General features: G+C 68.9%; 22 protein-coding genes. 15 read left to right on the plus strand and 7 right to left on the minus strand.

Going from position 1 to position 25670, the window contains the following annotated elements:
• Nucleotides 1-12: 12 nt before the first annotated feature.
• Both ppsR and K2X73_RS02595 read right to left on the minus strand, forming a co-directional pair.
• On the minus strand, nucleotides 13-1437 hold the full coding sequence (ppsR, locus tag K2X73_RS02590; protein ID WP_294108261.1) for a transcriptional regulator PpsR: 1425 nt from the start codon (nucleotides 1435-1437) through the stop codon (nucleotides 13-15).
• Nucleotides 1438-1496: 59 nt separating this feature from the next.
• Nucleotides 1497-2228 (minus strand): cobalamin B12-binding protein, encoded by a 732-nt coding sequence (locus tag K2X73_RS02595; protein ID WP_294108262.1) that lies wholly within the window; start codon nucleotides 2226-2228, stop codon nucleotides 1497-1499.
• 406 nt (nucleotides 2229-2634) lie between these two features.
• Between K2X73_RS02595 and bchF the strand changes: the two genes are divergently transcribed.
• From bchF to hemA, 14 genes are read left to right on the plus strand one after another with little or no spacing between them, the layout of a single operon-like run.
• Nucleotides 2635-3168, plus strand: coding sequence for a 2-vinyl bacteriochlorophyllide hydratase (gene bchF / locus K2X73_RS02600; protein ID WP_294108263.1), 534 nt, complete (start codon nucleotides 2635-2637; stop codon nucleotides 3166-3168).
• Entirely contained in the window at nucleotides 3165-4424 is a 1260-nt protein-coding gene (locus K2X73_RS02605) for a ferredoxin:protochlorophyllide reductase (ATP-dependent) subunit N (protein WP_294108264.1), read from the plus strand. The genes bchF and K2X73_RS02605 overlap by 4 nt, the downstream gene beginning before the upstream one ends.
• A gap of 13 nt (nucleotides 4425-4437) precedes the next feature.
• On the plus strand, nucleotides 4438-5955 hold the full coding sequence (gene bchB / locus K2X73_RS02610; protein ID WP_294108265.1) for a ferredoxin:protochlorophyllide reductase (ATP-dependent) subunit B: 1518 nt from the start codon (nucleotides 4438-4440) through the stop codon (nucleotides 5953-5955).
• Complete coding sequence (locus K2X73_RS02615; RefSeq protein ID WP_294108266.1) at nucleotides 5945-9517, plus strand: magnesium chelatase subunit H; 3573 nt, start codon at nucleotides 5945-5947, stop codon at nucleotides 9515-9517. The genes bchB and K2X73_RS02615 overlap by 11 nt, the downstream gene beginning before the upstream one ends.
• A gap of 10 nt (nucleotides 9518-9527) precedes the next feature.
• On the plus strand, nucleotides 9528-10418 hold the full coding sequence (gene bchL / locus K2X73_RS02620) for a ferredoxin:protochlorophyllide reductase (ATP-dependent) iron-sulfur ATP-binding protein (protein WP_294108267.1): 891 nt from the start codon (nucleotides 9528-9530) through the stop codon (nucleotides 10416-10418).
• Nucleotides 10418-11080, plus strand: coding sequence for a magnesium protoporphyrin IX methyltransferase (gene bchM / locus K2X73_RS02625; protein WP_294108268.1), 663 nt, complete (start codon nucleotides 10418-10420; stop codon nucleotides 11078-11080). Before bchL ends, bchM begins: the two co-directional genes overlap by 1 nt.
• Complete coding sequence (locus K2X73_RS02630) at nucleotides 11077-12507, plus strand: BCD family MFS transporter (protein WP_294108270.1); 1431 nt, start codon at nucleotides 11077-11079, stop codon at nucleotides 12505-12507. Before bchM ends, K2X73_RS02630 begins: the two co-directional genes overlap by 4 nt.
• A 4-nt stretch (nucleotides 12508-12511) precedes the next feature.
• The gene (gene puhA / locus K2X73_RS02635) at nucleotides 12512-13282 is read left to right on the plus strand and encodes a photosynthetic reaction center subunit H (RefSeq protein ID WP_294108272.1); all 771 of its coding nucleotides are present in this window, start codon (nucleotides 12512-12514) and stop codon (nucleotides 13280-13282) included.
• Nucleotides 13279-13899 (plus strand): photosynthetic complex putative assembly protein PuhB, encoded by a 621-nt coding sequence (puhB, locus tag K2X73_RS02640; protein ID WP_294108276.1) that lies wholly within the window; start codon nucleotides 13279-13281, stop codon nucleotides 13897-13899. The genes puhA and puhB overlap by 4 nt, the downstream gene beginning before the upstream one ends.
• Entirely contained in the window at nucleotides 13896-14375 is a 480-nt protein-coding gene (puhC, locus tag K2X73_RS02645; protein WP_294108278.1) for a photosynthetic complex assembly protein PuhC, read from the plus strand. Before puhB ends, puhC begins: the two co-directional genes overlap by 4 nt.
• Nucleotides 14375-14665 (plus strand): hypothetical protein, encoded by a 291-nt coding sequence (locus K2X73_RS02650; RefSeq protein WP_294108283.1) that lies wholly within the window; start codon nucleotides 14375-14377, stop codon nucleotides 14663-14665. The genes puhC and K2X73_RS02650 overlap by 1 nt, the downstream gene beginning before the upstream one ends.
• Entirely contained in the window at nucleotides 14662-15729 is a 1068-nt protein-coding gene (gene acsF / locus K2X73_RS02655) for a magnesium-protoporphyrin IX monomethyl ester (oxidative) cyclase (RefSeq protein ID WP_294108285.1), read from the plus strand. The genes K2X73_RS02650 and acsF overlap by 4 nt, the downstream gene beginning before the upstream one ends.
• Nucleotides 15729-16511, plus strand: coding sequence for a putative photosynthetic complex assembly protein PuhE (gene puhE / locus K2X73_RS02660; RefSeq protein ID WP_294108287.1), 783 nt, complete (start codon nucleotides 15729-15731; stop codon nucleotides 16509-16511). Before acsF ends, puhE begins: the two co-directional genes overlap by 1 nt.
• A gap of 2 nt (nucleotides 16512-16513) precedes the next feature.
• Complete coding sequence (gene hemA, locus K2X73_RS02665; RefSeq protein ID WP_294108289.1) at nucleotides 16514-17734, plus strand: 5-aminolevulinate synthase; 1221 nt, start codon at nucleotides 16514-16516, stop codon at nucleotides 17732-17734.
• Between the two features lie 301 nt (nucleotides 17735-18035).
• Here hemA and alaS read toward each other — a convergent pair whose 3' ends face one another.
• The 3 genes from alaS to K2X73_RS02680 all read right to left on the minus strand — a co-directional run bounded on the left by alaS (nucleotide 18036) and on the right by K2X73_RS02680 (nucleotide 22495).
• Nucleotides 18036-20687 carry an alanine--tRNA ligase gene (gene alaS / locus K2X73_RS02670; protein ID WP_294108291.1) on the minus strand — a complete coding sequence of 884 codons (2652 nt, stop codon included), beginning with the start codon at nucleotides 20685-20687 and terminating at the stop codon, nucleotides 18036-18038.
• Nucleotides 20688-20756: 69 nt separating this feature from the next.
• Nucleotides 20757-21164 carry a hypothetical protein gene (locus tag K2X73_RS02675; RefSeq protein ID WP_294108293.1) on the minus strand — a complete coding sequence of 136 codons (408 nt, stop codon included), beginning with the start codon at nucleotides 21162-21164 and terminating at the stop codon, nucleotides 20757-20759.
• Nucleotides 21165-21265: 101 nt separating this feature from the next.
• The gene (locus K2X73_RS02680; RefSeq protein WP_294108364.1) at nucleotides 21266-22495 is read right to left on the minus strand and encodes a Xaa-Pro peptidase family protein; all 1230 of its coding nucleotides are present in this window, start codon (nucleotides 22493-22495) and stop codon (nucleotides 21266-21268) included.
• An 86-nt stretch (nucleotides 22496-22581) separates the two neighbouring features.
• Here K2X73_RS02680 and K2X73_RS02685 point away from each other — a divergent pair, with 86 nt between their 5' ends.
• Complete coding sequence (locus K2X73_RS02685; RefSeq protein WP_294108295.1) at nucleotides 22582-23841, plus strand: dicarboxylate/amino acid:cation symporter; 1260 nt, start codon at nucleotides 22582-22584, stop codon at nucleotides 23839-23841.
• On the opposite strand, the gene K2X73_RS02690 is transcribed toward K2X73_RS02685, so the two are convergent.
• Nucleotides 23838-24623, minus strand: coding sequence for an APH(3') family aminoglycoside O-phosphotransferase (locus K2X73_RS02690; protein ID WP_294108297.1), 786 nt, complete (start codon nucleotides 24621-24623; stop codon nucleotides 23838-23840). The two genes, K2X73_RS02685 and K2X73_RS02690, sit on opposite strands and share 4 nt — an antisense overlap.
• Complete coding sequence (locus K2X73_RS02695) at nucleotides 24623-25669, minus strand: Glu/Leu/Phe/Val dehydrogenase dimerization domain-containing protein (protein ID WP_294108299.1); 1047 nt, start codon at nucleotides 25667-25669, stop codon at nucleotides 24623-24625. The genes K2X73_RS02690 and K2X73_RS02695 overlap by 1 nt, the downstream gene beginning before the upstream one ends.
• Nucleotide 25670: the final 1 nt, after the last annotated feature.

The raw sequence follows: 25670 nt of genomic DNA on the forward strand, positions 1-25670 counted from the left end.
TTAACTAGACAGTCAGTCCTCGTCGGACATCAGGTTGCCGAGCCCGTGGCGGTGCAGCTTGGAATAGAGGCTCTGCCGGCTCACCCCCAAAACTTCCGCCGCCGAGGCGCGATTGTCGGAGGTGTAGGCAAGTGCCGCTTCGATACACAGCCGCTCGATCAAGTCGGTCGATTCGCGCACGATTTCCTTGAGCGACATCCGCCCGACCAGTTCGGTGAGCTGCTCGACCGAGCGCGGCAACGGCTTGTCGCCCGCCGTCGGCATGTCGCGCAGCCGGCGCCCGACCGCGCGGATCGTGAAGCCAAAGCAATCGCCCTCGGCGCCCGGCGCGAGCACGCCCGAAATCTCGATCTCCTCCTGCCCGCCATCCAGGCCGCGGAGCACCGACGCAACATTGCGCACCGAGCCATGCTCGCGCAATTGCCCCGCGATCAGATCGACATCGACGCCGGGGCGGCCGACCCAGGTATCGAGCCGCGCCCCCTTGGCGCGCTCGATCGTCGGCAATTGCGCCAGTTCGAGGAAAGCGGCGTTGGCGGCGCGCACCACCAGCTGCCGATCGGTGAGCACGAAGCCATCGGGCATCCGTTCCACCACCTCGCCCCAATCGGTATCCGATGGGCTTTCGACCGGCGCGGGCTCGGCGGGCGCGAGGCGGACGAGCAGCAGCGCCGAGCGGGCCTGGCGGAACAGCCGCGCCGCGACCTGTACCGCGCCACCGCCGCGCAGCCGGACCGCGATCGGCGGCACCTCGTCCGACGCCTCAACGGCGCCGAGATGCGCGATCAACGCCTCGCGCTCGGCCGGGTCGACGATCGTCGATACCGGCTGGTCGACCAGCGCGCCGGGCTTCACCGCCAGCGCGCGCGTCGCGGCACTGTTGGCCTCGCGGATGCGGCGGGTGGCGGCGTCAACGATCAGCACGGGTTCGTTCGCCATATCGAACAGCAGGCGATAGCGCGCCTCGGCCTGGCGCAATCGCAGATAGTCGCGCTCCAAAGACTGTTGCGCCTGAAGCAGCCGCTGCTGCAGTGCCGCCGCCTCGCGCAGGTCGCGGCCGATCGCGGCGAACCGTCCGTCGCTGATCGCGACGATTAGATAACGGACCGGCAGCTCGCCGATGACGGTCGCATGCGTCACCTGACGCCAACGCGCGGGCACGCCGAGCGCCGCTTCGCTCAGCATCTCGACGACCTTGCCGCGCCCCTCGATCATCACGGTGTCGATGAAGGGTTGGCCGATCGCATCGTGAAAGCCATAGCCCGCCAACTGCGGGTCGCCGATCGCCAGATCGATGATGCGGCCATCGGGATCGAGCACGAAAGTCAGATCGCCCACCGCGGCCAGCAGCCCGGCAACCGCCGCGCTGTTCAATCCGCCAAGCGCTGCTGCATCGCGAAACGCGCGCGGCTCGATCGAGAGTTCAGCCCTATTCACGTGGCACGACTGCCCTTTGTAAGCATGGAGACGCGGTTACGCCTTACTCGCCCAACGCCTCAGGCGGCGGCGATCACGCCCCTGGCCCGTGCCGACACCAGCCGACTTGCGAGCGCAACCGCCAGCCGCGCATCGGCTGCGGTCCCATCGGCCCCAACCTGGCCGGCGAGTTCGGGATCGTCTAGAAAGACCCGGCCGCCGACCATCACGCACAGCCGCGGATTGCACGACACATTGCGCATCGCCGTGATCAACGCGGGAAGCGGGCGAATATGGCAGTCGCAACTCACGGTCAATCCGACAAGATCGAACGGGGTCGTCGCGAGCCGGGCGAGCAGTTCGGGGGTGGTGGCCTCGGTCAGCCGTTCGGTGGACCAGCCATCCCGCGTGAAGATCTCGTCCATCACCACCGCGCCGAAGCTATGTTGATCGCCCGGCATCGGCGCGAACAGCGCGCGGCGCCCCGGCGCACCGCTATCCGCGACCGGCACCCGCGCGGCGAGTTCGTGCACCACTTCCTGCAGCCGCCACAGCGCCATCGTCACATCGATGAAGTCGCAATAATCCTGCTCCCAGAACTCGCCGAGCCGGCGCGCGGTGGGGGCCAGGAGTTCGACGAGCACCGCCTCGGCGCCGATGCCGCGCGCGCAGATCTGGTCGACATAATCGAGCAGCACATCCGCTTCGGCGGTAAGCACGAGGCTGGTGAAACTTTCCACCTCGCCGCGCAGGATCGCGGGCGTGGTGCCGCGCACCGGTGCGCGCGACTCGCGCGGGTGCGCGGCGACCAAGGCGCGGAATAATCTCTCGCTCGACGACCGCCGAAAGCGATCCCTTGCCGGCGACGGAAATGTCGGTGCCATTTTCCTGCGGACCATTGGAGCGCGGGCGGAACACGCCACGCCCCGCCCCCTTCCGCCCGGCGATACCGGCGAAGGGACGTCCGAAAGAAAACAACGAAGCCATGGCTGGCTCTCCTAACCCGGCAATGTCGACGCTCAAGCAATCGCAGCGCGCGATAAGCATGGTCGAGTCCTTGCCGGACGTATTGTGGAAAGTACGTCCTTTACGCCGACGTGACAATAGGGGAGTGCCACAGCGAAACGGGTTCGTCCAGCCAGATTGACGTAAAATCGAATTGACACTGTTCCGCGTGCAGGCCTAATCTTCGCTTTGCCTCGAGCAAAGGGCACAGCGGTGACAAGAGCGCGGCATCAGGGCCAGAAAGACGCGGAGCGGCGCGCGCCCTCGGCGCTCTACACGCCCGAAGAACGCCGCCGCCGCGACGCGAGCGGGTGGACCATCGTTCAAGGCGTGCTGGCGCCGATCCAATTCCTCGTGTTCCTGGTGAGTCTGGCGCTGGTGCTCCGCTACCTGGCGACGGGCCAGGGCGAGCAGGCGGCGGCGCTCTCGGTCGTGGTCAAGACGCTCACGCTCTACGCGATCATGATCACGGGCTCGATCTGGGAGAAGGTGGTGTTCGGCCGTTGGCTGTTCGCCCCCGCCTTTTTCTGGGAAGACGTGTTCTCCATGCTCGTGCTGGCGCTGCACAGCGCGTATCTGGGTGCGCTCTACGGCGGCCTGCTCAGTCCCCGCGCGCTGATGCTGCTCGCGCTCGCGGCCTATGCGACCTACGTGATCAACGCCGGCCAGTTCGTGCTGAAGCTGCGCGCGGCGCGGTTGCAGGCGGCGCGGGAGGCGGCGCCCGGCGGGGCGCTGGCGGCGGCATGAGCACCCGCCCCCTCGACCGCGCCGATTGCCGCCCGGTGCTGCGCGAGCGCGGCCAGCGTGAAGTATTTTGCGGGCTCACCGGCATCATCTGGCTGCACCGCAAACTGCAGGACGCTTTCTTCTTGGTGGTCGGCTCGCGCACCTGCGCGCATCTGCTGCAATCGGCGGCCGGGGTGATGATCTTCGCCGAGCCGCGCTTCGGCACCGCGATCATCGAAGAGCGCGACCTCGCCGGCATGGCCGATGCGCAGGAAGAGCTCGACCGGGTGGTGAGCGAGCTGCTCGCGCGCCGCGGCGACATTCGCCAGCTGTTCCTGGTCGGCTCGTGCCCGTCGGAGGTGATCAAGCTCGATCTCGCCAAGGCGGCGGCGCGGCTCGACGCGCGGCACCCGGGCGTGCGGGTGCTGAGCTATTCGGGCAGCGGCATCGAGACGACTTTCACGGAGGGCGAGGATGCCTGCCTCGCCGCGCTGGTGCCGACGCTGCCACGCGACGAAGCCGCGCAGCTGCTGGTGGTCGGCACCTTGCCCGACATTGTCGAGGACCAGTTCAGCCGACTGTTCGCGACGCTCGGGATCGATCGCGTACGCTGGCTGCCGGCGCGGCGCGCGGCCGAATTGCCGGCCGTCGGCACCGGGACACGCTATCTGCTCGCCCAGCCCTTTCTCGGCGAAACCGCGCGCGCGCTGGAGGATCGCGGCGCGGTGCGGATCGACGCGCTGTTCCCGCTCGGCGCCGAGGGCAGCACCGACTGGTTCCTGGCCGCCGCGCGCGCGTTCGGCATCGATGAGTTGCACGCGCGCGGCGTGCTCGCCCCGCACCGCGAACGCGCCAAGCGTGCGCTGGCGCGCCCCGCCGAGCGGCTCGCCGGCAAGACCTTGTTCCTGCTGCCCGACTCGCAGCTCGAAATACCGCTCGCGCGCTTTCTCGCGACCGAATTGGGAATGACGCCGATCGAGGTTGGCACGCCGTATCTCCACCGCCGCCACCTCGCGCGCGAGCTGGAACTGCTGCCCGAAGGCGTCCAGCTGAGCGAAGGGCAGGATGTCGAGCGCCAGCTCGACCGGGTGCGCGCGACGCGGCCCGACCTGACGGTGTGCGGCCTCGGCCTCGCCAACCCGCTCGAAGCCGAGGGCTTCACCACGAAATGGGCGATCGAGCTGGTCTTCTCGCCGATCCACGGCTTTGACCAGGCGGGCGACCTCGCCGAGCTGTTCGCGCGTCCGCTACGGCGGCGGGAGGTGCTGCGGGTATGAACGGAGAGCGTCCATGCAGCTGACCGTGTGGACCTATGAAGGCCCGCCGCATGTCGGCGCGATGCGCATCGCGACCGCGATGGAGGGCGTCCACTACGTCCTCCATGCGCCACAGGGCGATACCTACGCCGACCTGCTGTTCACGATGATCGAGCGTTCGCGCCGGCGCCCGCCCGTCACCTACACCACCTTCCAGGCGCGCGACCTGGGCAAGGACACCGCCGAGCTGTTCCAGCAAGCGGCGCGCGAGGCCCATGCCCGCTTCGCCCCGCAGGCGATGCTCGTCGGCAGCAGCTGCACCGCCGAACTGATCCAGGACGATCCCGCCGGCCTCGCCTCGGCGCTCAGCCTCCCGTGCCCGGTCATCCCGCTCGAACTGCCAAGCTATACCCGCAAGGAGAATTGGGGCGCGGGCGAGACCTTCTACCAGATCGTCCGCCACCTTGCCGACAAGAGCGTCACCCCGCCCCCGCGCGAGGGGCGCCGGCCGCGCGCCAATCTGCTCGGGCCGACCGCGCTCGGTTTCCGCCACCGCGACGACGTGATCGAGGTGACCAAGCTTCTCGACCAGCTCGGCATCGACCTCCATCTTGTCGCCCCGCGCGGCGCGACGCCCGCCGAGATCGCGACGATCGGCGCGGCCGACTTCAACATCCTGCTTTACCCCGAGATCGGCGACACCGCCGCGCGCTGGCTGGAGCGCAGCTTCGGCCAGAAGACGGTGCGCACCGTGCCGATCGGCGAAGGCGCGACGCGCGATTTCATCGCCGAGGTCGCCGCGGTCGCCGGCGTCGATCCCGCCCCCGCGCTGCCCAGCAACCTGCCCTGGTGGAGCCGTTCGGTCGATTCGACCTATCTCACCGGCAAGCGCGTCTTCATCTTCGGCGACGCCACGCACGCCATCGCCGCCGCCCGCGTCGCGCGCGACGAGCTGGGGTTCGAGGTCGTCGGGCTGGGTTGCTACAACCGCGAATTCGCCCGCGAGATCAAGGCGGCGGCACGCGACCACGGCCTCACCCCGCTCGTCACCGACGATTATCTCGCGGTCGAGCGCGCGATCCAGGAAGCGCAGCCCGAACTGGTGCTCGGCACGCAGATGGAGCGCCACATCGCCAAGCGTCTGCGCATCCCCTGCGCGGTGATCTCGGCGCCGGTCCACGTCCAGGATTTCCCCGCGCGCTATTCGCCGCAAATGGGGTTCGAGGGCGCCAACGTGCTGTTCGACAGCTGGGTCCACCCGCTCGTCATGGGGCTGGAGGAGCATCTGCTGACGATGTTCCGTGACGATTTCGAGTTCTCGGACGACGCTGGCGCCAGCCATCTCGGCGCCCACGCCGCCCCCGCCGAACCCGCGCCGACAGTCGCCGAAGCAACCCACTGGGCGCCCGAGGCCGAGCAGGAACTTCGCAAGATCCCGTTCTTCGTGCGCGGCAAGGCCCGCCGCAATACCGAGGCGTTCGCCGCCGAGCGCGGCATCGCCCACATCACCTTGGACACGCTCTACGAGGCGAAGGCGCATTATGCCCGGTAGCGCCCCCTATCGCGTCGTAATCGTGACGCTCGACAACCACCTCGCCGGTGCGGTCGAACGCGCGCGGGCGAACCTCGCGCACCAAGGCATCAGCGTCGGCTTCCACGCTGCGAGCGATTGGGAGCGCGTCGACGGCGCGCTCGAGGCGGCCCGCGCCGACATCGCCCAGGCGGACATCATCATCGCGACGATGCTGTTCCTCGACGATCATATCCGCGCCGTGCTCCCCGCCTTCCAGGCGCGGCGCGAGGAGTGCGATGCGTTTGTCGGACTGATGTCGGGCGCCGAGGTCGTGCGGCTCACTCGGCTCGGTGGCTACCGCATGGACGCGCCCGCCAAGGGACCGCTCGCCTTGCTCAAGAAGCTGCGCGGCTCGGCCAAGCCTGGCGCTTCTTCGGGCGCGGGGCAGATGAAGATGCTGCGCCGCCTGCCGAAATTGCTGCGCTTCATCCCCGGCACCGCGCAGGATGTGCGGGCCTATTTCCTGACGCTGCAATATTGGCTGGCGGGGTCGGACGACAATGTGCTCGCGATGATCCGCGCGCTGGTCGATCGCTATGCGAGCGGCGCGCTGAAGGGTGCGTGCCGCGCCGAGCCGCCGCGCGATTATCCCGAAGTCGGCGTCTATCACCCCGCCTGGCCCGATCGCCTGCGTGAGCGGGCCGAGGCGCTGCCGGTGCCCGCCGGGGCGAAGGGCCGGGTCGGGCTGCTGCTGCTGCGCTCCTATCTGCTCGCACGCGACACCGCCCATTATGACGGGGTGATCGCGGCGCTGGAGGCGCGAGGGTTGGCGGTGGTGCCCGCCTTCGCGAGCGGGCTCGACGCGCGGCCGGCGGTCGAGCGCTTCTTCATGGAGGGCGGCCGGGCGAGCGTCGACGCGATCGTCTCCTTGACCGGCTTTTCGCTGGTCGGCGGGCCGGCGTATAACGATGCGCACGCCGCCGAGGAAATCCTGGCGAAGCTCGATCTTCCCTATGTCGCGGCGCACCCGATCGAGTTCCAGACGCTGGAGCAATGGGGCCGGGGCGAGGCCGGGCTCCTCCCGCTCGAGGCGACGATGATGGTCGCCATCCCCGAGCTTGACGGTGCTATCTCTCCAAGCGTGTTCGGCGGCCGTAGCGACGGCGCGGGGGTGGCGTGCGAGGGGTGCGCCAAGGCTTGCGTTCACCCCGCCGGGGGCGTGGCGCGGGCAATGCGGGGCTGTCCGGAGCGCGCCGAAGCCCTTGCCGCGCGCGTCGGAGGCCTTGTCGCGCTGCGCCGGGCAGCGCGCGCCCAGCGCAAGCTCGCGATCGTGCTGTTCAACTTCCCGCCCAATGCCGGCGCCGCCGGCACCGCCGCGCATCTGGCGGTGTGGGAATCGCTCCACGCGACACTCCACCGGCTGGCGGCCGAGGGTTACCAGCTGACCCCGCCGCCCTCGGTCGAAGCGCTGCGCGCGGCGGTGCTGGAGGGCAATGCCACGCGCTACGGCGCCGATGCCAATGTCGCCGCGCGGGTGAGCGCCGACGAGCATGTCCGCCGCGAGCGCCACTTATCGCTGATCGAGGCCGCCTGGGGACCGGCGCCGGGCAAGCAACAGGCCGATGGCGGCGCGATCCAGATCCTCGGCGCGCAATTCGGCCAAGTGTTCGTCGGCCTGCAGCCCTCGATGGGCTATGAGGGCGATCCGATGCGGCTGCTGTTCGAGCGCCGCTTCGCCCCCACCCACGCCTTCAGCGCCTTCTATCGCTGGATCGCGGAGGATTTCGGCGCGGACGCCGTGCTCCATTTCGGCACGCATGGCGCGCTCGAATTCATGCCCGGCAAGCAGGCGGGGCTTTCCGCCGAATGCTGGCCCGAACGGCTGATCGGCGCGCTGCCCAATTTCTACCTCTACGCCGCCAACAACCCGAGCGAAGGGCTGCTCGCCAAGCGCCGTTCAGGCGCCACCCTCATCAGCTACCTGACCCCGCCGCTGGCGCAGAGCGGGCTCTATAAGGGGCTCGCCGAGCTGAAGGGGTTGATCGAACGCTGGCGCGGCTCGCCCGACGCCGCCGAGCGCGACCGGCTCGAACCGCTGATCGCCGAGCGCGCCACCGCGATCGATCTGGAGGGCGATATCGAAAGCCTCGCCGGGCGGCTCTACGAAGTCGAGCGCGAGCTGATCCCGCACGGCCTCCATGTGCTGGGCGAGGCTCCCGCTCCCGAGGTCCGCGCGGGCTGGGTCGAGACGATCGCCACCGCCTCGCCCGATGCCGACCGCGCTGCGATCGACCGCGCGCTTGCCCATAATGATGAGCTTGGCGCGCTGATCCATGCGCTCGATGGCGGATTCGTCCGCCCCGCCCCCGGCGGCGATCTGGTGCGCAACCCGGCGGTGCTGCCCACGGGCCGCAACCTGCACGGCTTCGATCCCTTCCGCATCCCCAGCGCCTTCGCGCTGAGCGAGGGCGCGGCGCAGGCCGAGGCGCTGCTCGCCCGCCACCAGGTGACCAGCGGCGCGCTCCCCAAGAGCCTGGCAATGGTTCTGTGGGGTACCGACAATCTGAAGTCGGACGGCGCGCAGATCGCCCAAGCGCTCGCGCTGATCGGGGCGCGGCCGCGCTATGATGGCTATGGCCGGCTGGCGGGTGCCGAGCTGGTGCCGCTAAACGAACTCGGCCGGGCGCGGGTTGATGTCGTCATCACCCTGTCGGGCATTTTCCGCGACCTGCTGCCGTTGCAGACGCGGATGCTCGCCGAGGCGGCGCTGCTCGCGGCGCAAGCCGACGAACCGCTCGACCGGAATTTCGTTCGTGCCCACGCGCTTGCCTATCAGCAAGCCAATGGCTGCGACCTGGAAACCGCCGCGCTGCGCGTCTTCTCCAACGCGCAAGGAGCCTACGGCGCCAACGTCAACCTGCTGATCGACAATGGCGCCTGGACCGACCCCGACGAACTCGCCGAGGTGTTCGAGCGCCAAAAGGGCTTCGCTTACGGTGTGCGCGGCACGCCCGAGCGGCGGCCCGAATTGCTCAAGGCCGCGCTCGCCGATGTCGAGCTGGCGTACCAGAATCTCGACTCGGTCGAGCTCGGCGTCACCGACATCGATCAATATGTCGATACGCTGGGCGGGATCAGCCGTTCGATCGCGCGGGCGCGAGGGCAAGAAGCGCCGGTCTATATCCTCGACGCGACGCAAGGGTCGGCCAAAGTCCGCACGCTCGGCGAGCAGGTGGCGCTGGAGACGCGCACCCGCCTGCTCAACCCCGTATGGCACGAAGGGATGCTGCGCCACGGCGCCGAAGGCGTGCGCGCGATCGAAGCGCATATGACCGCGACGATGGGCTGGAGCGCCACGACCGGCGATGTCGCCCCCTGGGTCTATCAGCGCGCCGCCGAAACCTTCGTGCTCGACGCCGAGATGCGCGATCGGCTCGCCGCGCTCAACCCGAAGGCGGCCAACCGGCTCGCCCAGCGGCTGCTGGAGGCGAATGACCGCGCCTATTGGCAGCCCGACCCCGAAACCCTCGCCGCGCTGCAAAATGCCGCCGACGATCTTGAAGACGCGCTCGAGGGGCTTGCCCCCGCGGCCGCGGCATGAGGAGCTAAGTATGGCGTTGCTCGATCCCCCTATCAGTCGCCCCGATGGCGAAGGCAGCGTTCAGGTGCGGATCGATCCCGCCGACCGGATCGGCACCGCCAAAGTGTTCGCGGTCTATGGCAAGGGCGGGATCGGCAAGTCGACCACCTCGTCGAACCTTTCCGCCGCCTTCTCGCTGCTCGGCAAACGCGTTCTGCAGATCGGCTGCGATCCCAAGCACGACAGTACCTTCACCCTCACCAAGAAGCTGATGCCGACGGTGATCGACGTGCTCGAACAGGTCGAGTTCCACAGCGAGGAACTGCGCCCCGAAGACTATATGTTCGAGGGCTTCAACGGGGTGATGTGCGTCGAGGCGGGCGGTCCCCCGGCGGGCACCGGCTGCGGCGGCTATGTGGTGGGACAGACGGTGAAGCTGCTGAAGCAGCACCATCTGCTCGAGGATACCGACGTCGTGCTGTTCGACGTGCTGGGCGATGTGGTGTGCGGCGGGTTCGCGGCGCCTTTGCAACATGCCGAGCGCGCGGTGATCGTGACGGCCAATGATTTCGACAGCATCTTCGCGATGAACCGGATCATCGCGGCGATCGGCGCCAAGGCCAAGAATTACGATGTCCGCCTCGCCGGCTGCATCGCCAACCGCTCCGCCGCGACCGACGAGATCGACCGCTTTTGCGAGGCGACCGGGCTCGAACGGCTCGCGCATCTGCCCGATCTCGACGCGATCCGCCGCTCGCGCCTGAAAAAGTGCACTTTGTTCGAAATGCCCGACAGCCCGGAAGTGGAGGCCGCGCGGCAGGAATATCTGCGGCTCGCCGCTACGATGTGGGCGGGGATCGAACCCTGCCAGGCGCAGGCGATGAAGGACCGCGACATCTTCGAATTCCTGGGGTTCGAGTGATGGCGAGCACCCCCTTCCTCGCCCGCCGCGACGCGCTCGAAACCTATTTCGATCGCACGGCCGCGCAGGCGTGGGAGCAATTGACCAGCGACGCGCCCGTCTCCGGCGTCCGCGCGACGGTGCGCGCCGGGCGCGACCGGATGCGCGCGACGCTGCTCGATTGGATGGGCGCCGATCTCCGCGGCGCGCGTCTGCTCGACGCCGGGTGCGGCACCGGCGCGCTTTCGATCGAGGCCGCCGCGCGGGGCGCCGATGTCGTCGCGATCGACATTGCCGGGAATCTGGTCGATGTCGCGCGCCGCCGCGCCGGGGGCCTGCCGATCGACTGGCGGGTGGGCGACATGCTCGATCCCGCGCTTGGCCGCTTTGATTTCGTCGTCGCGATGGACTCGCTGATCCATTACCGCGCGCAGGATATCGCGGCGACCGCGGCGGCGCTCGGCGCGCGAACGCAGGCGCTGCTGTTCACCGTCGCCCCGCGCACCCCGGCGCTCACCGCGATGCACGCGGTGGGCAAGCTGTTCCCGCGCGGCGACCGCTCGCCCGCGATCGAGCCGATCGCGCCTGCCCGGCTCAAGGCGATGCTGCCCGGCAATGTGCGGCGCGAGATGCGCGTGACGAGCGGCTTCTACATCAGCCACGCGCTGGAGTTGCGGCCATGACCGGGCTCTGGGTCCGCCTCGGCACCAAATTCCTCCCCTTCGCCGACGCGGCGAGCGAGGATCTGCCGCTGCCCCGGCTGCTGCGGCTGTCGTTGTTCCAGGTGTCGATCGGGCTCGCCTTCGTCCTGATCAACTTCACTCTCAACCGGGTGATGATCGTCGAGATCGGCGTGCCGGCGAGCCTGGTCGCGGTGCTGGTCGCGCTGCCGCTCCTGTTCGCCCCGGCGCGCGCGCTGATCGGTTATAAGTCAGATAATCACGTCTCGATCCTGGGCTGGCGGCGCGTGCCCTATATCTGGTTCGGCGCGCTGATGCAGTTTGGCGGGCTCGCGATCATGCCGTTCGCGCTGATCCTGCTCACCGGACGCGGGGAGCTGGCCGGCGCCTGGGCGGGGGTGATCGGCGCGAGCATCGCGTTCCTGCTGGTTGGCGCCGGAATGGCGACCGCGCAAACCGCCGGCCTCGCGCTCGCGACCGACCTTTCGCCGGCGGACAAGCGCCCGCGCGTCGTGGCGCTGCTGCAGGTGATGCTGCTGGGCGGGATGGCGCTCGCCTCGCTGCTGTTCGGCCAGCTGCTCGGCGATTTCGAGCCCACCCGGCTGGTGCAGGTGATCCAGGGGACAGCGGCGCTCTCGATGCTGCTCAACGTCGTCGCCCTGTGGAAGCAGGAGGCGCGCGTCGTCGGCGGGCGCAGCCGGGCGAGCGTCGACACGGTCGACTTCGCCGGGCGCTGGCACGAACTGGTCGCGGTGCCGCGCGTGCGCCGGCTGCTCGTCGCGATCGCCTTGGGCGCGGCGGGCTTCACGATGCAGGACATTCTGCTCGAACCCTATGGCGGCCATGTGCTCGGCCTGAACGTGGGCGAGACGACCGCGCTTTCGGCGCTCTGGTCGCTCGGCATGATCGGCGGCTTCGCGCTCGCCGCCCGCGCGCTGGCGCGCGACGCGGTGCCGACCGCGCTCGCCGGCTGGGGGATGCTGATCGGGATCGTCGCCTTCGCGGTCGTGGTGATGTCCGCGCCGCTCCATTCGGTGCCGATGCTCTGCGTCGGCGCGGGCGGGATCGGCTTTGGCGGCGGGCTGTTCGCCGTGTGCACCTTGCTCGCGATGATGAACCTCGCCGCGCCCGGCCAGGCCGGCCTCGCGCTCGGCGCGTGGGGCGCGGTGCAGGCGAGCGCGGGCGGGGTCGCGATCTTCGTGTCCGGCGCTTTGCGCGATGGTTTCGGCGCGCTCGCCATGGCCGGGCGCTTCGGCCCCGGGCTCGTCGATCCGGCGAGCGGCTATAGCTTCGTCTGGCATTTGGAGATCGCGCTGCTCTTCGCCGGTCTCATCGCCATTGGTCCGCTGGCGCGGCGGATCGACCTTACCCCCCGCGCTCTGTCCCCGCGTCCGGTGCCTGCCGCCTATCCGGCCTTCGAGAAGGACTGATATAATGACCTACCATCTCACCCCCAATGTCGATTGGGCGCTCGTCGTCCTCGACGCCTTCTTCATCTTTTTCCTGGGGCTGATCATCTATCTGCGCCGCGAAGACCGGCGCGAGGGCTATCCGCTCGAGGACAATGTCACCGGCGAGCCCGAAAGCTATGGCACCGCGCTGCTGATGGCGCCGGCCAAGTTCTTCAAGCTGCCCTTCGGCCACGGCACCGTCGCCACCCCGACCAAGGGCCGCGAGCCGGTGAACATCGCCGCGCGCCGCACCGATCCCTCGCCGGGCTCGGGCTATGTGCCGACCGGCAACCCGCTGATCGACGGCATCGGCCCGGCCGCCTATGCCGAGCGCGCCAAGCGCCCCGACCTTGACTGGGAGGGCCATCCGCGCATCGCCCCGCTTTCCGCGCTCACCGACTTCTATGTCGATCGGGAGGACGCCGATCCGCGTGGCTATCGGGTGGTCGGCGCCGATGGCCGGGTCGCGGGCGAAGTGACCGATCTGTGGGTCGATCGCGCCGACCGGCTGGTGCGCTACCTCCAGGTCGCGCTGCCGAGCGGGCGCAGCGTGCTCGCGCCGATGTTCATGGCGAGCGTGCGCCGCGCCAAGCAGACGGTCACCGTCACCGCGATCACCGCCGCGCAGTTCGCCGATGTGCCCGGCATCGAAGGCGACGGCGTGATCACGATGTACGAGGAAGAGCGCATCCAAGCCTATTTCGGCGGCGGCTATCTCTACGCGCTGCCTGAACGAGCGGAGCCCTGGCTGTGATCGAATATGAAATCGAGCCGATCCCCGGCCTGCCGGGGCGGCTGCCCCCCGGCGAGCGTGTATTGTGGCAAGGGCAGCCGGCGTTCGGGGTGCTCGCGCGCAGTGCCTTCCACACCGGCGCGGTGGCGGCGTATTTCGCCGCCCTGGTCGCCCTCGCACTGATCGGCCGCGCGCCGACGGGCGCGGTGCTGACGACGATCGCCGGCGTGGCCGGGGTCGGCTTGCTTTATCTGCTCGCCTGGGTGTGTGCGCGGACGACGCGCTACACGCTCACCAACAAGCGGCTGGTGCTGCGCATCGGCATGGCGGTGCCCAAGTGCATCAACCTGCCGCTGTCGCAGATCGTCGCGGTCGATTTCCGCGCGCGGCCGCATGACACCGGCGATCTGGTGATCCGACTCGATCGCGCGCGCGGCGTCGGCTATGCGCTGCTCTGGCCACATGCCCGCGCGTGGCGCTTCAACAACCCCCAGCCGATGCTGCGCGCGGTGCCGGAGGCGGCGCGGGTCGGGATGCTGCTCGCGCGCACCGTGCAGGCCGCGCAGGGCGGCGGGGCGCTGAGCCCGGTCACCGGCCCGCAGGCCGCGACCAGCGGCGGCAAGGCGGTGGCGGCATGAGCCATGTTCACCAGAACCCGATCCCCGAAGGCGCGCTGACGCTGATGGGGCTGATCGTGGTGACGGCGCTCACCGTCACCACCGGCGCGCGCGTGTTCCAGCTCCCGCCCGCCGCCCAACCGGCGGCCATTCGCGCAGCCGATGGCGGTTCGGTGCGCGTGAGCGAGCGCCAACTGCGCTTCGCCGACCGGGCCGATGGCGCGGTGGTGGTCACCGATGCGGCGACCGGCCGGACCGTCGCGGTCCAGGCGCCCAATTCGAACAGCGGCTTCATCCGCGGCGTGCTGCGCGGCTTCGCCCGTGACCGGCATTTGCGCGGGCTCGGCCCCGATGCCCCCTTCACGCTTACCTTGTGGCGCGATGGGCAATTGACCTTCACCGATCCCGCCACCGGCCGGGCCGCCGAACTGGGCGGCTTTGGCGAGACCAACCGCGCCGCGTTCCTGGCGCTGCTCACGGCCAAGGAGGCCAAGTGATGTTCACGCGTACCCGCTTCGACACGCCCTGCCGGATCGAGATCGATAACAGCGACAAGGCGTGCCACGCGCATGTCGAGCTCGCCGGCGGCTATTTGATCCAGCCCGGGGACAAGGTGCGGGTGCATGGCGATCCCATCCACGTGCCGTTCGGCGGCCATGCGGTGATCGAGCGCACCGCAACGATCGAGCGCGCGCGCTGGTTCGAGCGCGCCTGGACGCGCCTCGCCGGCCATTTCGAAATGACCGAACTCTACGAAGTCAGCTTCACCCCGGGGAGGATCGCATGATCGCGCTCGACGCCACCACGCCCACGCCCGAGGACACACTCGCCATCGCGCGCGAGGATACCGTGCTCACCCCGCGCTTCTACACCACCGATTTCGACGCGCTCGACCGGATCGACGTCTCCAGCGTGCGCCGCGAATGGGATGCGCTGATCGCCGAGATGGAGAGCGATCCCAACAAGCGCCATTTCCGCCGCACGGAGAAGTTCGACGGGCTGATCGAAAGCCTGCCGATGCCGCTGCGCGCCGAATTCATCGATTTCCTGGTGAGCTCGCTCACCGCCGAATTTTCCGGCTGCATCCTCTATGCCGAGATCGCCAAGCGGGTGAAGAACCCCGACATCAAGCAGCTGATGAAGCTGATGAGCCGCGACGAGAGCCGGCACGCGGGGTTCATCAACGATACGCTGAAGGACGCCGGGATCGGGGTGAATCTGGCGTTCCTCACCAAGACCAAGAAATACACCTACTTCCGCCCGAAGTTCATTTTCTACGCGGTCTATCTTTCCGAAAAGATCGGCTATTCGCGCTACATCACCATCTATCGCCATCTCGCGCGCCACCCCGAGCTGCGCTTCCACCCGATCTTCGAATGGTTCGAGGAATGGTGCAACGACGAGTTCCGCCACGGCGAGGCGTTCGCGCTGCTGATGCGCAACCAGCCCGAACTGCTGCGCGGCCACAACAAGCTGTGGATCAAGTTCTTCCTGCTCGCGGTGTATGTGACGATGTATATCCGCGACCATGGCCGCCAGAGCTTCCACGCCGCGCTCGGCATGGAGCCGACCGATTATGATTACCGCGTCTATCGCATCTGCTCCGAAATCAGCCGCCAGGTCTTCCCGCTGACGCTCGACATCGACGCGCCCGCCTTCCGCGCCGGCATGGAGCGGATGCGGCGGGTGAGCGAGGCGATGGACGCCGCCCGGCGCCAGGGCGGGGTGCGCGGCTGGCTGAAGCACAAGGCGCTCACCGTCGCCGCCGGCTATGGCTTCCTCCGGCTGATGCTGGTGCCCGCCGAAAAGAGCGCGCTCCCCGCCACCGTCCGGCTGCAGCCCGCCTGGTGATGAGCGTGCCGCCCCTCCTCGTCGCGCTTGCCTGCTGGTTCTTCGGAACAGCGGCGATCGTGTGGCTGGACAGTCGGCCACGCTGGACGTGGAAGTGGAGCTTTGCGGCGCTGGGGCTCGCCAGCATCGCCGCGCTCGTCGCGATCGCGCTGCTTGCCCGCTCGGCGAGCGTCGGCGCGGTCTATGGCAGCGTGGCGAGCGCCATTCTCATCTGGGGCTGGCACGAGCTCGGCTTCCTGACCGGCCATGTCGCCGGCCCGCGCCGCACCCCCTGCCCGCCGGAGCTTGCCGGCTGGGCGCGTTTCAAGGCGGCAAGCGCGACGGTGATCCACCACGAAATCGCCCTCGCCCTAACCGCGCTGCTGCTCATCGCGGTCAGCTGGGGCGGGCCGAACCAGGCGGGGCCGCTCGCTTTCCTGCTGCTGTTGGGGATGCGGCTGTCCGCCAAGCTCAACCTCTATCTTGGCGTCACCAACCTGTCGGACGAGGTGTTTCCGGCGCATCTTGCTTATCTGAAAAGCTATTTCGGCGCGGCGCGGTGGAACGTGCTGTTTCCCTTCTCGGTGCTGTTCGGGCTGGGGACGACCTGGCTCGCCTGGCACGCCGCCGAAGCCGCGACCCTGCCGGGCCTCGCGGCCGGCTATACGGTGCTTGCCGGATTGGCTTTCCTCGGTGTGATCGAACATGCGCTGCTCATGCTCCCGGTGCGCGATGCCGTACTGTGGGCCTGGGCGGCGCAACCCCAAGCGGCAAAAGCCGTACCTTCAAAGCGGAGACCCTAGAAATGAACTACGATGCTTTCTTCGCGGAGAAGCTGGACGAGCTGAAGGCCGATGGCCGCTATCGCATCTTCGCCGAGCTGGAACGCCGCGCCGGCGCCTTCCCGCGCGCCGCGCACTACCGCGACGATGGCGTCGGCGAAGTGACGGTGTGGTGCTCGAACGATTATCTCGGCATGGGCCAGCACCCGGCGGTGACGAGCGCGATGCACGAAACGATCGACGCCTGCGGCGCGGGCGCGGGCGGCACGCGCAACATCTCGGGCACCTGCCACGCGCATGTCGAGCTGGAGGCGGAGCTCGCCGATCTGCACGGCAAGGAAGCCGCGCTGCTGTTCACCTCGGGCTACGTCTCCAACTGGGCGGCGCTCTCGACGCTCGCCGCCAAGCTGCCGAACTGCGTGGTGCTGTCCGACGCTTTAAACCACGCCTCGATGATCGAGGGCATCCGCCACAGCCGCGCCGAATGCCGCCGCTGGAAGCATAACGACGTGGCCGACCTCGACCGGCTGCTGAGCGAGGTCGAACCCGGCCGCGCCAAGCTGGTCGCGTTCGAAAGCGTCTATTCGATGGACGGCGACATCGCCCCGATCGAGCAAATCATCGAAGTGTGCGAAAAGCACGGCGCGCTCTCCTATATCGACGAGGTCCATGCGGTGGGGCTCTACGGCCCGCGCGGCGGCGGCGTGGCGGAAGCGCGCGGGCTGATGGACCGCATCGACGTGATCGAGGGCACGCTCGGCAAGGCTTATGGCGTGATGGGCGGGTACATCACCGGCTCGGCGGCGCTGGTCGACTTCGTGCGCAGCTTCGCGAGCGGGTTCATCTTCACCACCGCCCTGCCCCCCGCTTTGGCGGCAGCGGCGACGGCGAGCATCCGCCACCTGAAGACCAGCCAGGTCGAGCGCCAGCGCCACCAGGAGCGCGTCGCGACGGTGCGTCGCCGGCTCCACGCGATCGGCATCCCGACGCTCGAAAACCCCAGCCACATCATCCCGGTGATGGTGGGCGACGCCAAGAAGTGCAAACGCATCTCCGATTGGTTGCTCGATCATCACGGCATTTACGTGCAGCCGATCAATTATCCGACTGTGCCGGTAGGTACCGAGCGGCTGCGCATCACGCCCTCGCCGGTGCATTCGGACGCCGATATCGACAAGCTGGTATCGGCGCTGAGCGAGATCTGGTCGATGTGCGAGCTGGCGCGGCGGGCGGTGGCGGCGTGATTTGGGTTCGCGCGGCGGCGCGGAGGACGCGGAGCGGGCGCTGAGAATTTTCTTCTGCCCTTGATGGGAATGTCATGCCGGACTTGTTCCGGCATCTACCGCTGCGCCCGGCGTCACGCCGGCAAGACGACGCCCGCGGTGGACGCTGGAATAAATCCGGGGTAACGGCGGAGCCCAGGCTCCGGCACCTCGAACCCAAACCGAGTCGCTCCGGCCTCCCGGCCGAGGCCAGGCTCCGTTACGAAGGTCGACAAAGAAGCGCCGCGCCGGCTCGGGGGCCGGGACGACGCGAGGGGAAATATCAGGCGGCGCCCCCCAGCACCGCCCTAACCGCCGCCACCGCGTCCGCCGCCTTCGCGCCGTCCGGTCCGCCGCCTTGCGCCATGTCCGGGCGACCGCCGCCGCCCTGGCCGCCGAGTGCCGCCACTGCCGCCTTCAGCAACGTCACCGCGTTATGCGTCCCCGTCAGATCCTCGGTCACGCCGACCGCGACCGAGGCGCGGCCTTCGTTCACCGCGACGATCAGCGCGACGCCCGAGCCGAGGCGCGCCTTCAGCTCGTCAACCGCGCCGCGCAAGCCTTTGGGATCGAGCCCTTCGACCACTTGCCCCAGGAAAGCGACGCCGCCCACGCTCTCCGGCCCCGCCGGCGCCGCGCCCGCGCCGCCGCCCAGCGCCAGCGCTTTCTTCGCCTCGGCCAGCTCGCGCTCCAGCCGGCGCCGGTCCTCGACCAAGGCGGCGACGCGCGCCGGCACCTCGTCGGGCGCGGCCTTGAGCACGGCGGCGGCCTCGCGCAGCTTCTCGTCGCGCCCGGCGAACCAGCGGCGCGCGGCCTCGCCGGTCAGCGCCTCGATCCGGCGCACGCCCGAGGAGACGGCGCTTTCGCCCACCACCTTGAACAGCCCGATCTCGCCCAGTGCGCGCACATGCGTGCCCCCGCACAGTTCGAGTGAATAAGTGCGGCCATCCTCGCGCGTACCCATCGAGACGACGCGCACCTCATCGCCATATTTCTCGCCGAACAGCGCCATCGCCCCTTCCGCGATCGCTTCGTCGGGCGTCATCAGCCGCGTCTCGACCGCGCCATTGGCGCGGATATGCGCGTTGACATCGGCCTCGACCTCGGCGAGCCGCGCCGCCTCGATCGCGACCGGCTGCGAGAAATCGAAACGCAGCCGATCGGGGGCGACCAGGCTGCCCTTTTGCGCGACATGCGCGCCAAGCCGCTCACGCAGCGCCTCGTGCAGCAAATGGGTGGCGGAATGGTTCGCGCGCAGCGCCGATCGCCGCGCGCCATCGACCAGCAAATGGAGCGCATCCCCCACCGCGATGCTGCCGCTTTCCACCGTTACCCGGTGGGCGAAAACGCGGCCGAGATATTTCTGCGTATCCTCCACCCGTGCGGCCTTGCCCTCGGCGAACAGCCGGCCGGTGTCCCCCTGTTGGCCGCCGCTTTCGGCGTAAAAGGGCGTCTGGTTGAGCACCACGTCCACCGTCTCGCCCGCCTCGGCGCGGTCGACGCGTACACCGCCGCGCACCAGCGCGAGCACGGCGCCCTCGCCCTCTTCGGCCGCATAACCGGTGAATTCGGTGCCGCCGAACTCCTCGGCGATGTCGAACCAGATGTCGTCGGAGGCGCGCTCGCCCGATCCCTTCCAGGCGGCGCGCGCCATGCGCTTCTGCTCGGCCATCGCCGCGTCGAACCCGGCGCGATCGACGCCGAAGCCTTGGGCGCGCAAAGCGTCTTCGGTCAGGTCATAGGGAAAGCCGAACGTGTCGTAGAGCTTGAACGCGGTTTCGCCCGGCAGCGTGCCGCCGGGGGCCATGCCGGCGGTCGCCTCGTCGAGCAGCTTCAGCCCCTTGTCGAGCGTTTGGCGGAAGCGGGTCTCTTCCTGGGCAAGCGTCGCCTCGATCAGCGGCTGGGCGCGGACCAGTTCGGGGTAAGCCGCGCCCATTTCGGCGACGAGCGCAGGCACCAGCCGGTGCATCAGCGGGTCTTTCGCCCCCAGCAGATGCGCGTGGCGCATCGCCCGGCGCATGATCCGGCGCAGCACATAGCCGCGCCCCTCGTTCGCGGGCAGCACCCCATCCGCCACCAGAAAGCCCGCCGAGCGCAAATGATCGGCGATCACCCGGTGGCTCGCGCGCGCCTCCCCTTCCGGCGCGCGACCGGTGAGCGCGGTGGAAGCGGCGATCAGCGCCTTGAAGGTATCGGTATCATAATTGTCATGCACGCCCTGCAGCACGGCGGCGACGCGCTCGATCCCCATGCCGGTGTCGATCGATTTCTTGGGCAGCTCGCCGACAATCTCGTTCGCCGCCTGCTCGAACTGCATGAAGACGAGATTCCAGATTTCGACGAAACGGTCGCCATCCTCATCCGGTGATCCCGGCGGGCCGCCCGGAATGTGGCTCCCGTGATCGTAGAAGATTTCGGAGCACGGGCCGCACGGGCCGTTATCACCCATCGCCCAGAAATTATCCTTGGTCGGGATGCGGATGATGCGTTGATCGGGCAGGCCGGCGATCTTGCGCCACAGCTCGAACGCCTCGTCATCGGTGTGATAGACGGTCACCACCAGCCGATCGGCGGCGATGCCCCATTCGCGGGTGATGAGGTTCCAGGCGAGGCTGATCGCGCGTTCCTTGAAATAATCGCCGAAGGAAAAATTCCCCAGCATTTCAAAGAAGGTGTGGTGGCGCGCGGTATAGCCGACATTGTCGAGATCATTATGCTTGCCGCCCGCGCGCACGCACTTCTGCGAACTGGTCGCGGTGACGTAGGAGCGGCTCTCCAGCCCGGTGAAGACGTTCTTGAACGGCACCATGCCGGCGTTCACGAACATCAGCGTCGGGTCGTTCTGCGGCACCAGCGGCGCCGAGGGCACGCGGGCATGGCCCTCCCGCGCGAAATAATCGAGGAATGAGCGGCGAATGTCGTTGGTCGAAGTCATGCGCTCCGTCTAGGCGGCGCGGCGCGCGCGCTCAAGCGAAAGCCGGGCGCGGTGAGCTGATTTGCGTGCTTACCCGCCGACCTCAAGCGCGAACCAGCGCTGCTCGGCGAGCAGCAGATCGTGCATCATCCCCTGGCAGATACGCGACTCGCGGCAATAACCCTTCCAATCGGTGGCGATGGTGGGCAGCGACCAGCGGCAAATCTGTTCGCGCAGCCGATTGTCATAGGGGCGGCGCAGCGCGAGCAATGCCAGCGCCTGGCGGCGGGTGAGGAACGGATCGAGCTCGGCGCGGCGGGCGAGTTCGGAACGCTGTACGACGAGCCGCGCCTTGGTGACCGCGCTCAGCGCCGGCACCTCGGCCCGGGTCAACCGGCCGAGCACGTCGAGCGCATCGAGCACCGGCAGCGCCGCCAGCCGCTGGCGCTCACGCCACTCGGCGACCGGCGAGCTGCGCCCTCCCCCCGTCATGTCCATCGCCAGGCAAGCCATGCTCTTCCCTTTCGCCAGCCTTGAATTAGGCCGGCGATACCGATCAAAACCTTGCCTAACCTCCTCGTAAAACTGCGATCTAGGGTTTATCCCAAGGGCGCGTCGAGGCTTTGCGGCGGGGTGCTGAACCAGCGCGGACCGGCGGCGGTCATGTAGAAACAATCCTCCAGCCGCACCCCGAACTTGCCGGGCAGATAGAGCCCCGGCTCGTTCGAGAAGCACATGCCGGGCGCGAGCCGAGTCGCCTCGCCGCGCACCAGATTGACGGGCTCGTGCCCGTCGAGCCCGATGCCATGCCCGGTGCGGTGCGACAGCCCGGGCAGGCGATAATCGGGGCCATAGCCCCAGCCGGTGTAGCGCCGACGGACCGCGTCATCGACGCTCCCCGCTGGAGCCCCGACTTGCGCCGCCTTGAGGGCGATCTGCTGCCCCTCGCGCACCTGGTCCCACACGCGGCGCTGCTCGGCGGTGGCGGTGCCGAACACCAGGCTGCGCGAAATGTCGGACTGATAGCCCTCGACCGCGCAGCCGCAGTCCATCAGCACCATCGCTCCGGGCGCCACGCGCTGCGGCTCGCGGCTGCCATGCGGGAGCGCCGAGGCCGGGCCGATCAGCACCAGCGCGAATTCAGGGCTGCCGCCGAGCTTCGCGGTCGCCGCGTTGACCAGCGCGGCGATGTCCCCCGGCGCCATGCCCGCCTCGATGCGGGGCACGGCGAAACGGAGGGCAGCGATGGTGATGTCCGCCGCCTTCTGCATCAGCGCGATTTCGGCCGCGCTCTTGATCATCCGGCAACCGCGCACCACCGGGTTCGCGGAAGCGATCCGTGCCCCCGTCGCCCGCGCGAGCCCGTCGCTCGCGAAGAAGCGCGCGCTCTCCTCGATGCCGATCACCCGCGCGGGGAGCCGCTTGTCGCGCAGGAAGCCCGCGATCAGCGCGAACGGGCTTTGGTCCTCCTGCCACACCCGCACCTCGGCCGGGATCGCGAGCGTCTGGCGGACCGAAGGTTCCTCGAAAAACGGGGTGACGACCAGCACCGGCCCCTCGGCGGGGATCAGCGCCGCGGTCAAACGTTCGCTCCGGTGCCATTCGATGCCGGTGAAATAGACCAGGCTCGCGCCGGGTTCGATCAGCACCGCGTCGAGCCCGTGCGCCTTCATCAGCGCGCGCGCGGCGTCGATCCGCTGGGCGCGTTCGGCGGCGTCGATCGGGCGGACATCGCCGGTCATCGTGGCGAGCCCGCGCAGATCGCGCTCGGCGGCGCGCGCCGCCCCCAGCCACAGCCCCGCGGCCCCCATCAGGCCCAGCCCCATCATCCGCCGCCGATCGATCATCTTGCCTCCGTGCCCGCTTTCGATAGGACGGGGACCGGGTTGGGGGCAAGCTGGACGGGATTTGGGGCATGGCCAATCGGTTGACCATTTACATCGTAATCGCGCTGATCCTCGGCCTGTTCACCGGCTGGGCGATGCATGAAGCGATCAAGGCCAGCGCCCCGGCCACCGCCGCGGTGCTGAAGGACGCGACCCAGGTCTTTCCCATCCTGACGACGATTTTCCTGCGGCTGATCAAGATGATCATCGCGCCACTCGTGTTTTCCACGCTGATCGTTGGCATCGCGCATATGGGCGATAGTTCGGCGCTCGGCCGGGTGGGCCTGCGCGCGCTGACCTGGTTCATCGGCGCGAGCCTCGTCTCGCTGACGCTGGGGCTGATCCTGGTCCATCTGCTCCAGCCGGGCGCCGGCCTCGCGCTCGCGCTGCCGCCGGTGAGCGAGGCGAGCGGGGTGGACAAGGCCGCGTTCAACCTGAAGGATTTCGTCACCCACATCGTCCCCGCCTCGATCGTCGAGGCGCTGGCGAAGAACGAGATCATCCAGATCGTCGTCTTTTCGGTATTCGCCGGGGTCGCGATCACCTCGCTGGGGGAGCGCGCGGCGCCGCTGGTGCGCGGAGCGGAGGCGCTCGCCGAGGTGATGCTGAAGGTCACCAACTATGTGATGGCGCTCGCCCCGGTCGCGGTGTTCGCCGCGGTCGCCAACAGCCTGGCCGAGCGCGGGCCGGAGGTGATCGGCAATCTCGGCTACTTCATGGCGAGCTTCTACCTCGCGCTGATGCTGCTGTGGACGGTGCTGATCGCGATCGGCGGCCTGTTCCTGGGGCGCGACGTGGTGCCGCTGGTCCGCGCGATCCGGGCGCCGCTGCTGCTCGCCTTCTCCACCGCCTCGTCGGAAGCGGCTTATCCCAAAACGCTGGAAGCGCTGGAGAAATATGGCGTTCCGCCGCGCATTGCCAGCTTCATGCTGCCGCTCGGCTATTCGTTCAACCTCGATGGTTCGATGATGTACATGACCTTCGCGTCGCTGTTCATCGCCCAGGCTTACGGCATCCAGCTGACGCTGAGCGCGCAGATCACGATGCTGCTGGTGCTGATGGTGACCTCGAAGGGCATCGCCGGCGTGCCGCGCGCGAGCCTGGTGGTGGTCGCGGCGACATTGCCCTTGTTCGGTATTCCCGAGGCCGGGCTGCTGCTGATCCTGGCGGTCGATCAGTTCCTCGACATGGGGCGTTCGGCGACCAACGTGGTGGGCAACGCGGTCGCGACCGCGGTGATCGCCCGCTGGGAGAGTGGCCGCCCGGCGCGCGCGGAAGCGGTCGGCTAGAACAGTTCGTCGAGCAGCAGATGCGCCTCGATCCGGCGGGGATCGGGTGTTTCGCCGTAAGCCTCGAACAGCACCGCGCCGAGCCCAGCGTCGAATTCGCCGAGACAATTGAGCAGGATCGACAGATCCTGATAGCGGTCCGCTACGCCCAGCCGACCGAGATCGATCACCCCCGTCACCTCGCCGGCTTCATCGAGGAAGATATTGTCGAGCGAATAGTCGCCGTGCGTCACCACGGGGTCGCCTTCGATCGGAAGGAGCGCCTGGAGCGCATCCCACACCTGTTCGGCGCTCCAGCCGGCGCGCGCGTCATCGAACTCGTCCTCGGGAACGCGGCCCGCGTCGATGTTCGCGCGCGCGGCGACCAGCCGCACGGCCAGCGAGGCATCAAACGGGCAGTGCGCCGCCGGCAGCGCGTGGAGCCGGCGCAGGAAGCGTGCCATCCCGGCAACCGCCTCGGCCTCGCGGCCAGGATTGCCCTCCAGCCAGGCATAAGCGGCGGTGCCGGGCAGCCCCTCGCTCAGCAGCCAGGCCTTGCCCGCCTCCTCGGTGAAGGCGATCAGGCGCGGCACCGGCAGCCGGCCTTGCAGCCAGCGCAGCCGGGCATGTTCATCCGCGATGTCGGTCGCGACCTGCCCGCTGCCCTGCTTTAGATACAGCGAGGGGATGCCCGGTGCGTCGAGCCGGTGGATCACCGCGCCCGACTCGCCGATCGCGTCGCGGGTCGCGCGATAGCCGTCGATCAGCGCCGCGATCCCCTTCGGGAGCGGCGCGGGGAACATCAGGCGCGCCCGATCAGTCGCTGCGCAATCATGTCGGCGACTTCAGCCGCCGGCGCGCCGCTGCGCGCGCTCTCGTCCCACACCTGGTCGAGCCGCTCGGGAATCTTGTGGATGCGCGCTTCCACCTCGGCGCGGTTGCCATTGCCGAAATATTCGAGGCACACGTTGATGATGCCACCCGCGTTGATCACGTAATCGGGGGCATAGAGAATGCCGCGCTCGTGCACGCGGCGGCCGTCCTCGGGCGTCGCGAGCTGGTTGTTGGCCCCGCCCGCGATCACCTTGGCCTTGAGCGCGGCGATCGACGCCTCGGTCAGGATCGCGCCGAGCGCATTGGGGCTGACGATGTCCGCATCGGCCGACAGCACCTCGCCCGCGTCCACCGCGCGCGCGCCAAGCTCGGCGGCGAGTGCCTGGGCGCGGCCGGCGTCGACATCTGCCAGGATCAGCTCGGCGCCATCCGCCGCCAGCAGCCGCGCGAGCCCGCCGCCGACCGAGCCGACGCCCTGGATCGCGACGCGCACGCCCTTCATGTCGCCGGCGCCCAGCCCGCGCGCGGCGGCCGCCTTGACGCCAAGATACACGCCAAGCGCGGTCGAGGGGCCGGGGTTGCCGCCCGCCTGCCCGCTTTCCACCGGCAGCCCGGTGACGAATTTGGTCTCGCTGGAGATGACGACCATGTCCTTGTCCGACATGCCGACATCCTCGGCGGTGACATAGCGCCCGCCGAGCGATTCGATCGCGCGGCCGAACGCCTTCAGCATCGCCTCGCTCTTGGTGCGATTGGCGTCCGCCAGCACGACGGCCTTGCCGCCGCCCATCGGCAACCCGGCCATCGCGTTCTTGTAGCTCATGCCCCTAGACAGGCGCAGCGCGTCGGTGATCGCCTCGCCGCTGTTGGCATAATGCCAGAAGCGCACGCCGCCGCCCGCCGGCCCCAGCGCGGTCGAGTGGATGGCGATGATGCAGTGCAGGCCCGAGGCGGGATCGGTGAAGAGGTGGACGCCCTCATGCTCGTCGAAGTCTGGAAAGCCCCAGGTCGTCACG

The sequence above is a fragment of the Sphingomonas sp. genome, from assembly GCF_019746665.1.
Classification (GTDB): domain Bacteria; phylum Pseudomonadota; class Alphaproteobacteria; order Sphingomonadales; family Sphingomonadaceae; genus Sphingomonas.

Coding starts and splice junctions, on each gene's coding strand:
- K2X73_RS02605 (WP_294108264.1), top strand. CDS start 3,165: ATGAGCACCCGCCCCCTCGACCGCGCCGATTGCCGCCCGGTGCTGCGC.
- bchB (WP_294108265.1), top strand. CDS start 4,438: ATGCAGCTGACCGTGTGGACCTATGAAGGCCCGCCGCATGTCGGCGCG.
- K2X73_RS02615 (WP_294108266.1), top strand. CDS start 5,945: ATGCCCGGTAGCGCCCCCTATCGCGTCGTAATCGTGACGCTCGACAAC.
- bchL (WP_294108267.1), top strand. CDS start 9,528: ATGGCGTTGCTCGATCCCCCTATCAGTCGCCCCGATGGCGAAGGCAGC.
- bchM (WP_294108268.1), top strand. CDS start 10,418: ATGGCGAGCACCCCCTTCCTCGCCCGCCGCGACGCGCTCGAAACCTAT.
- K2X73_RS02630 (WP_294108270.1), top strand. CDS start 11,077: ATGACCGGGCTCTGGGTCCGCCTCGGCACCAAATTCCTCCCCTTCGCC.
- puhA (WP_294108272.1), top strand. CDS start 12,512: ATGACCTACCATCTCACCCCCAATGTCGATTGGGCGCTCGTCGTCCTC.
- puhC (WP_294108278.1), top strand. CDS start 13,896: ATGAGCCATGTTCACCAGAACCCGATCCCCGAAGGCGCGCTGACGCTG.
- K2X73_RS02650 (WP_294108283.1), top strand. CDS start 14,375: ATGTTCACGCGTACCCGCTTCGACACGCCCTGCCGGATCGAGATCGAT.
- acsF (WP_294108285.1), top strand. CDS start 14,662: ATGATCGCGCTCGACGCCACCACGCCCACGCCCGAGGACACACTCGCC.
- puhE (WP_294108287.1), top strand. CDS start 15,729: ATGAGCGTGCCGCCCCTCCTCGTCGCGCTTGCCTGCTGGTTCTTCGGA.
- hemA (WP_294108289.1), top strand. CDS start 16,514: ATGAACTACGATGCTTTCTTCGCGGAGAAGCTGGACGAGCTGAAGGCC.
- alaS (WP_294108291.1), bottom strand. CDS start 20,687: ATGACTTCGACCAACGACATTCGCCGCTCATTCCTCGATTATTTCGCG.
- K2X73_RS02675 (WP_294108293.1), bottom strand. CDS start 21,164: ATGGACATGACGGGGGGAGGGCGCAGCTCGCCGGTCGCCGAGTGGCGT.
- K2X73_RS02680 (WP_294108364.1), bottom strand. CDS start 22,495: ATGATGGGGCTGGGCCTGATGGGGGCCGCGGGGCTGTGGCTGGGGGCG.
- K2X73_RS02685 (WP_294108295.1), top strand. CDS start 22,582: ATGGCCAATCGGTTGACCATTTACATCGTAATCGCGCTGATCCTCGGC.
- K2X73_RS02690 (WP_294108297.1), bottom strand. CDS start 24,623: ATGTTCCCCGCGCCGCTCCCGAAGGGGATCGCGGCGCTGATCGACGGC.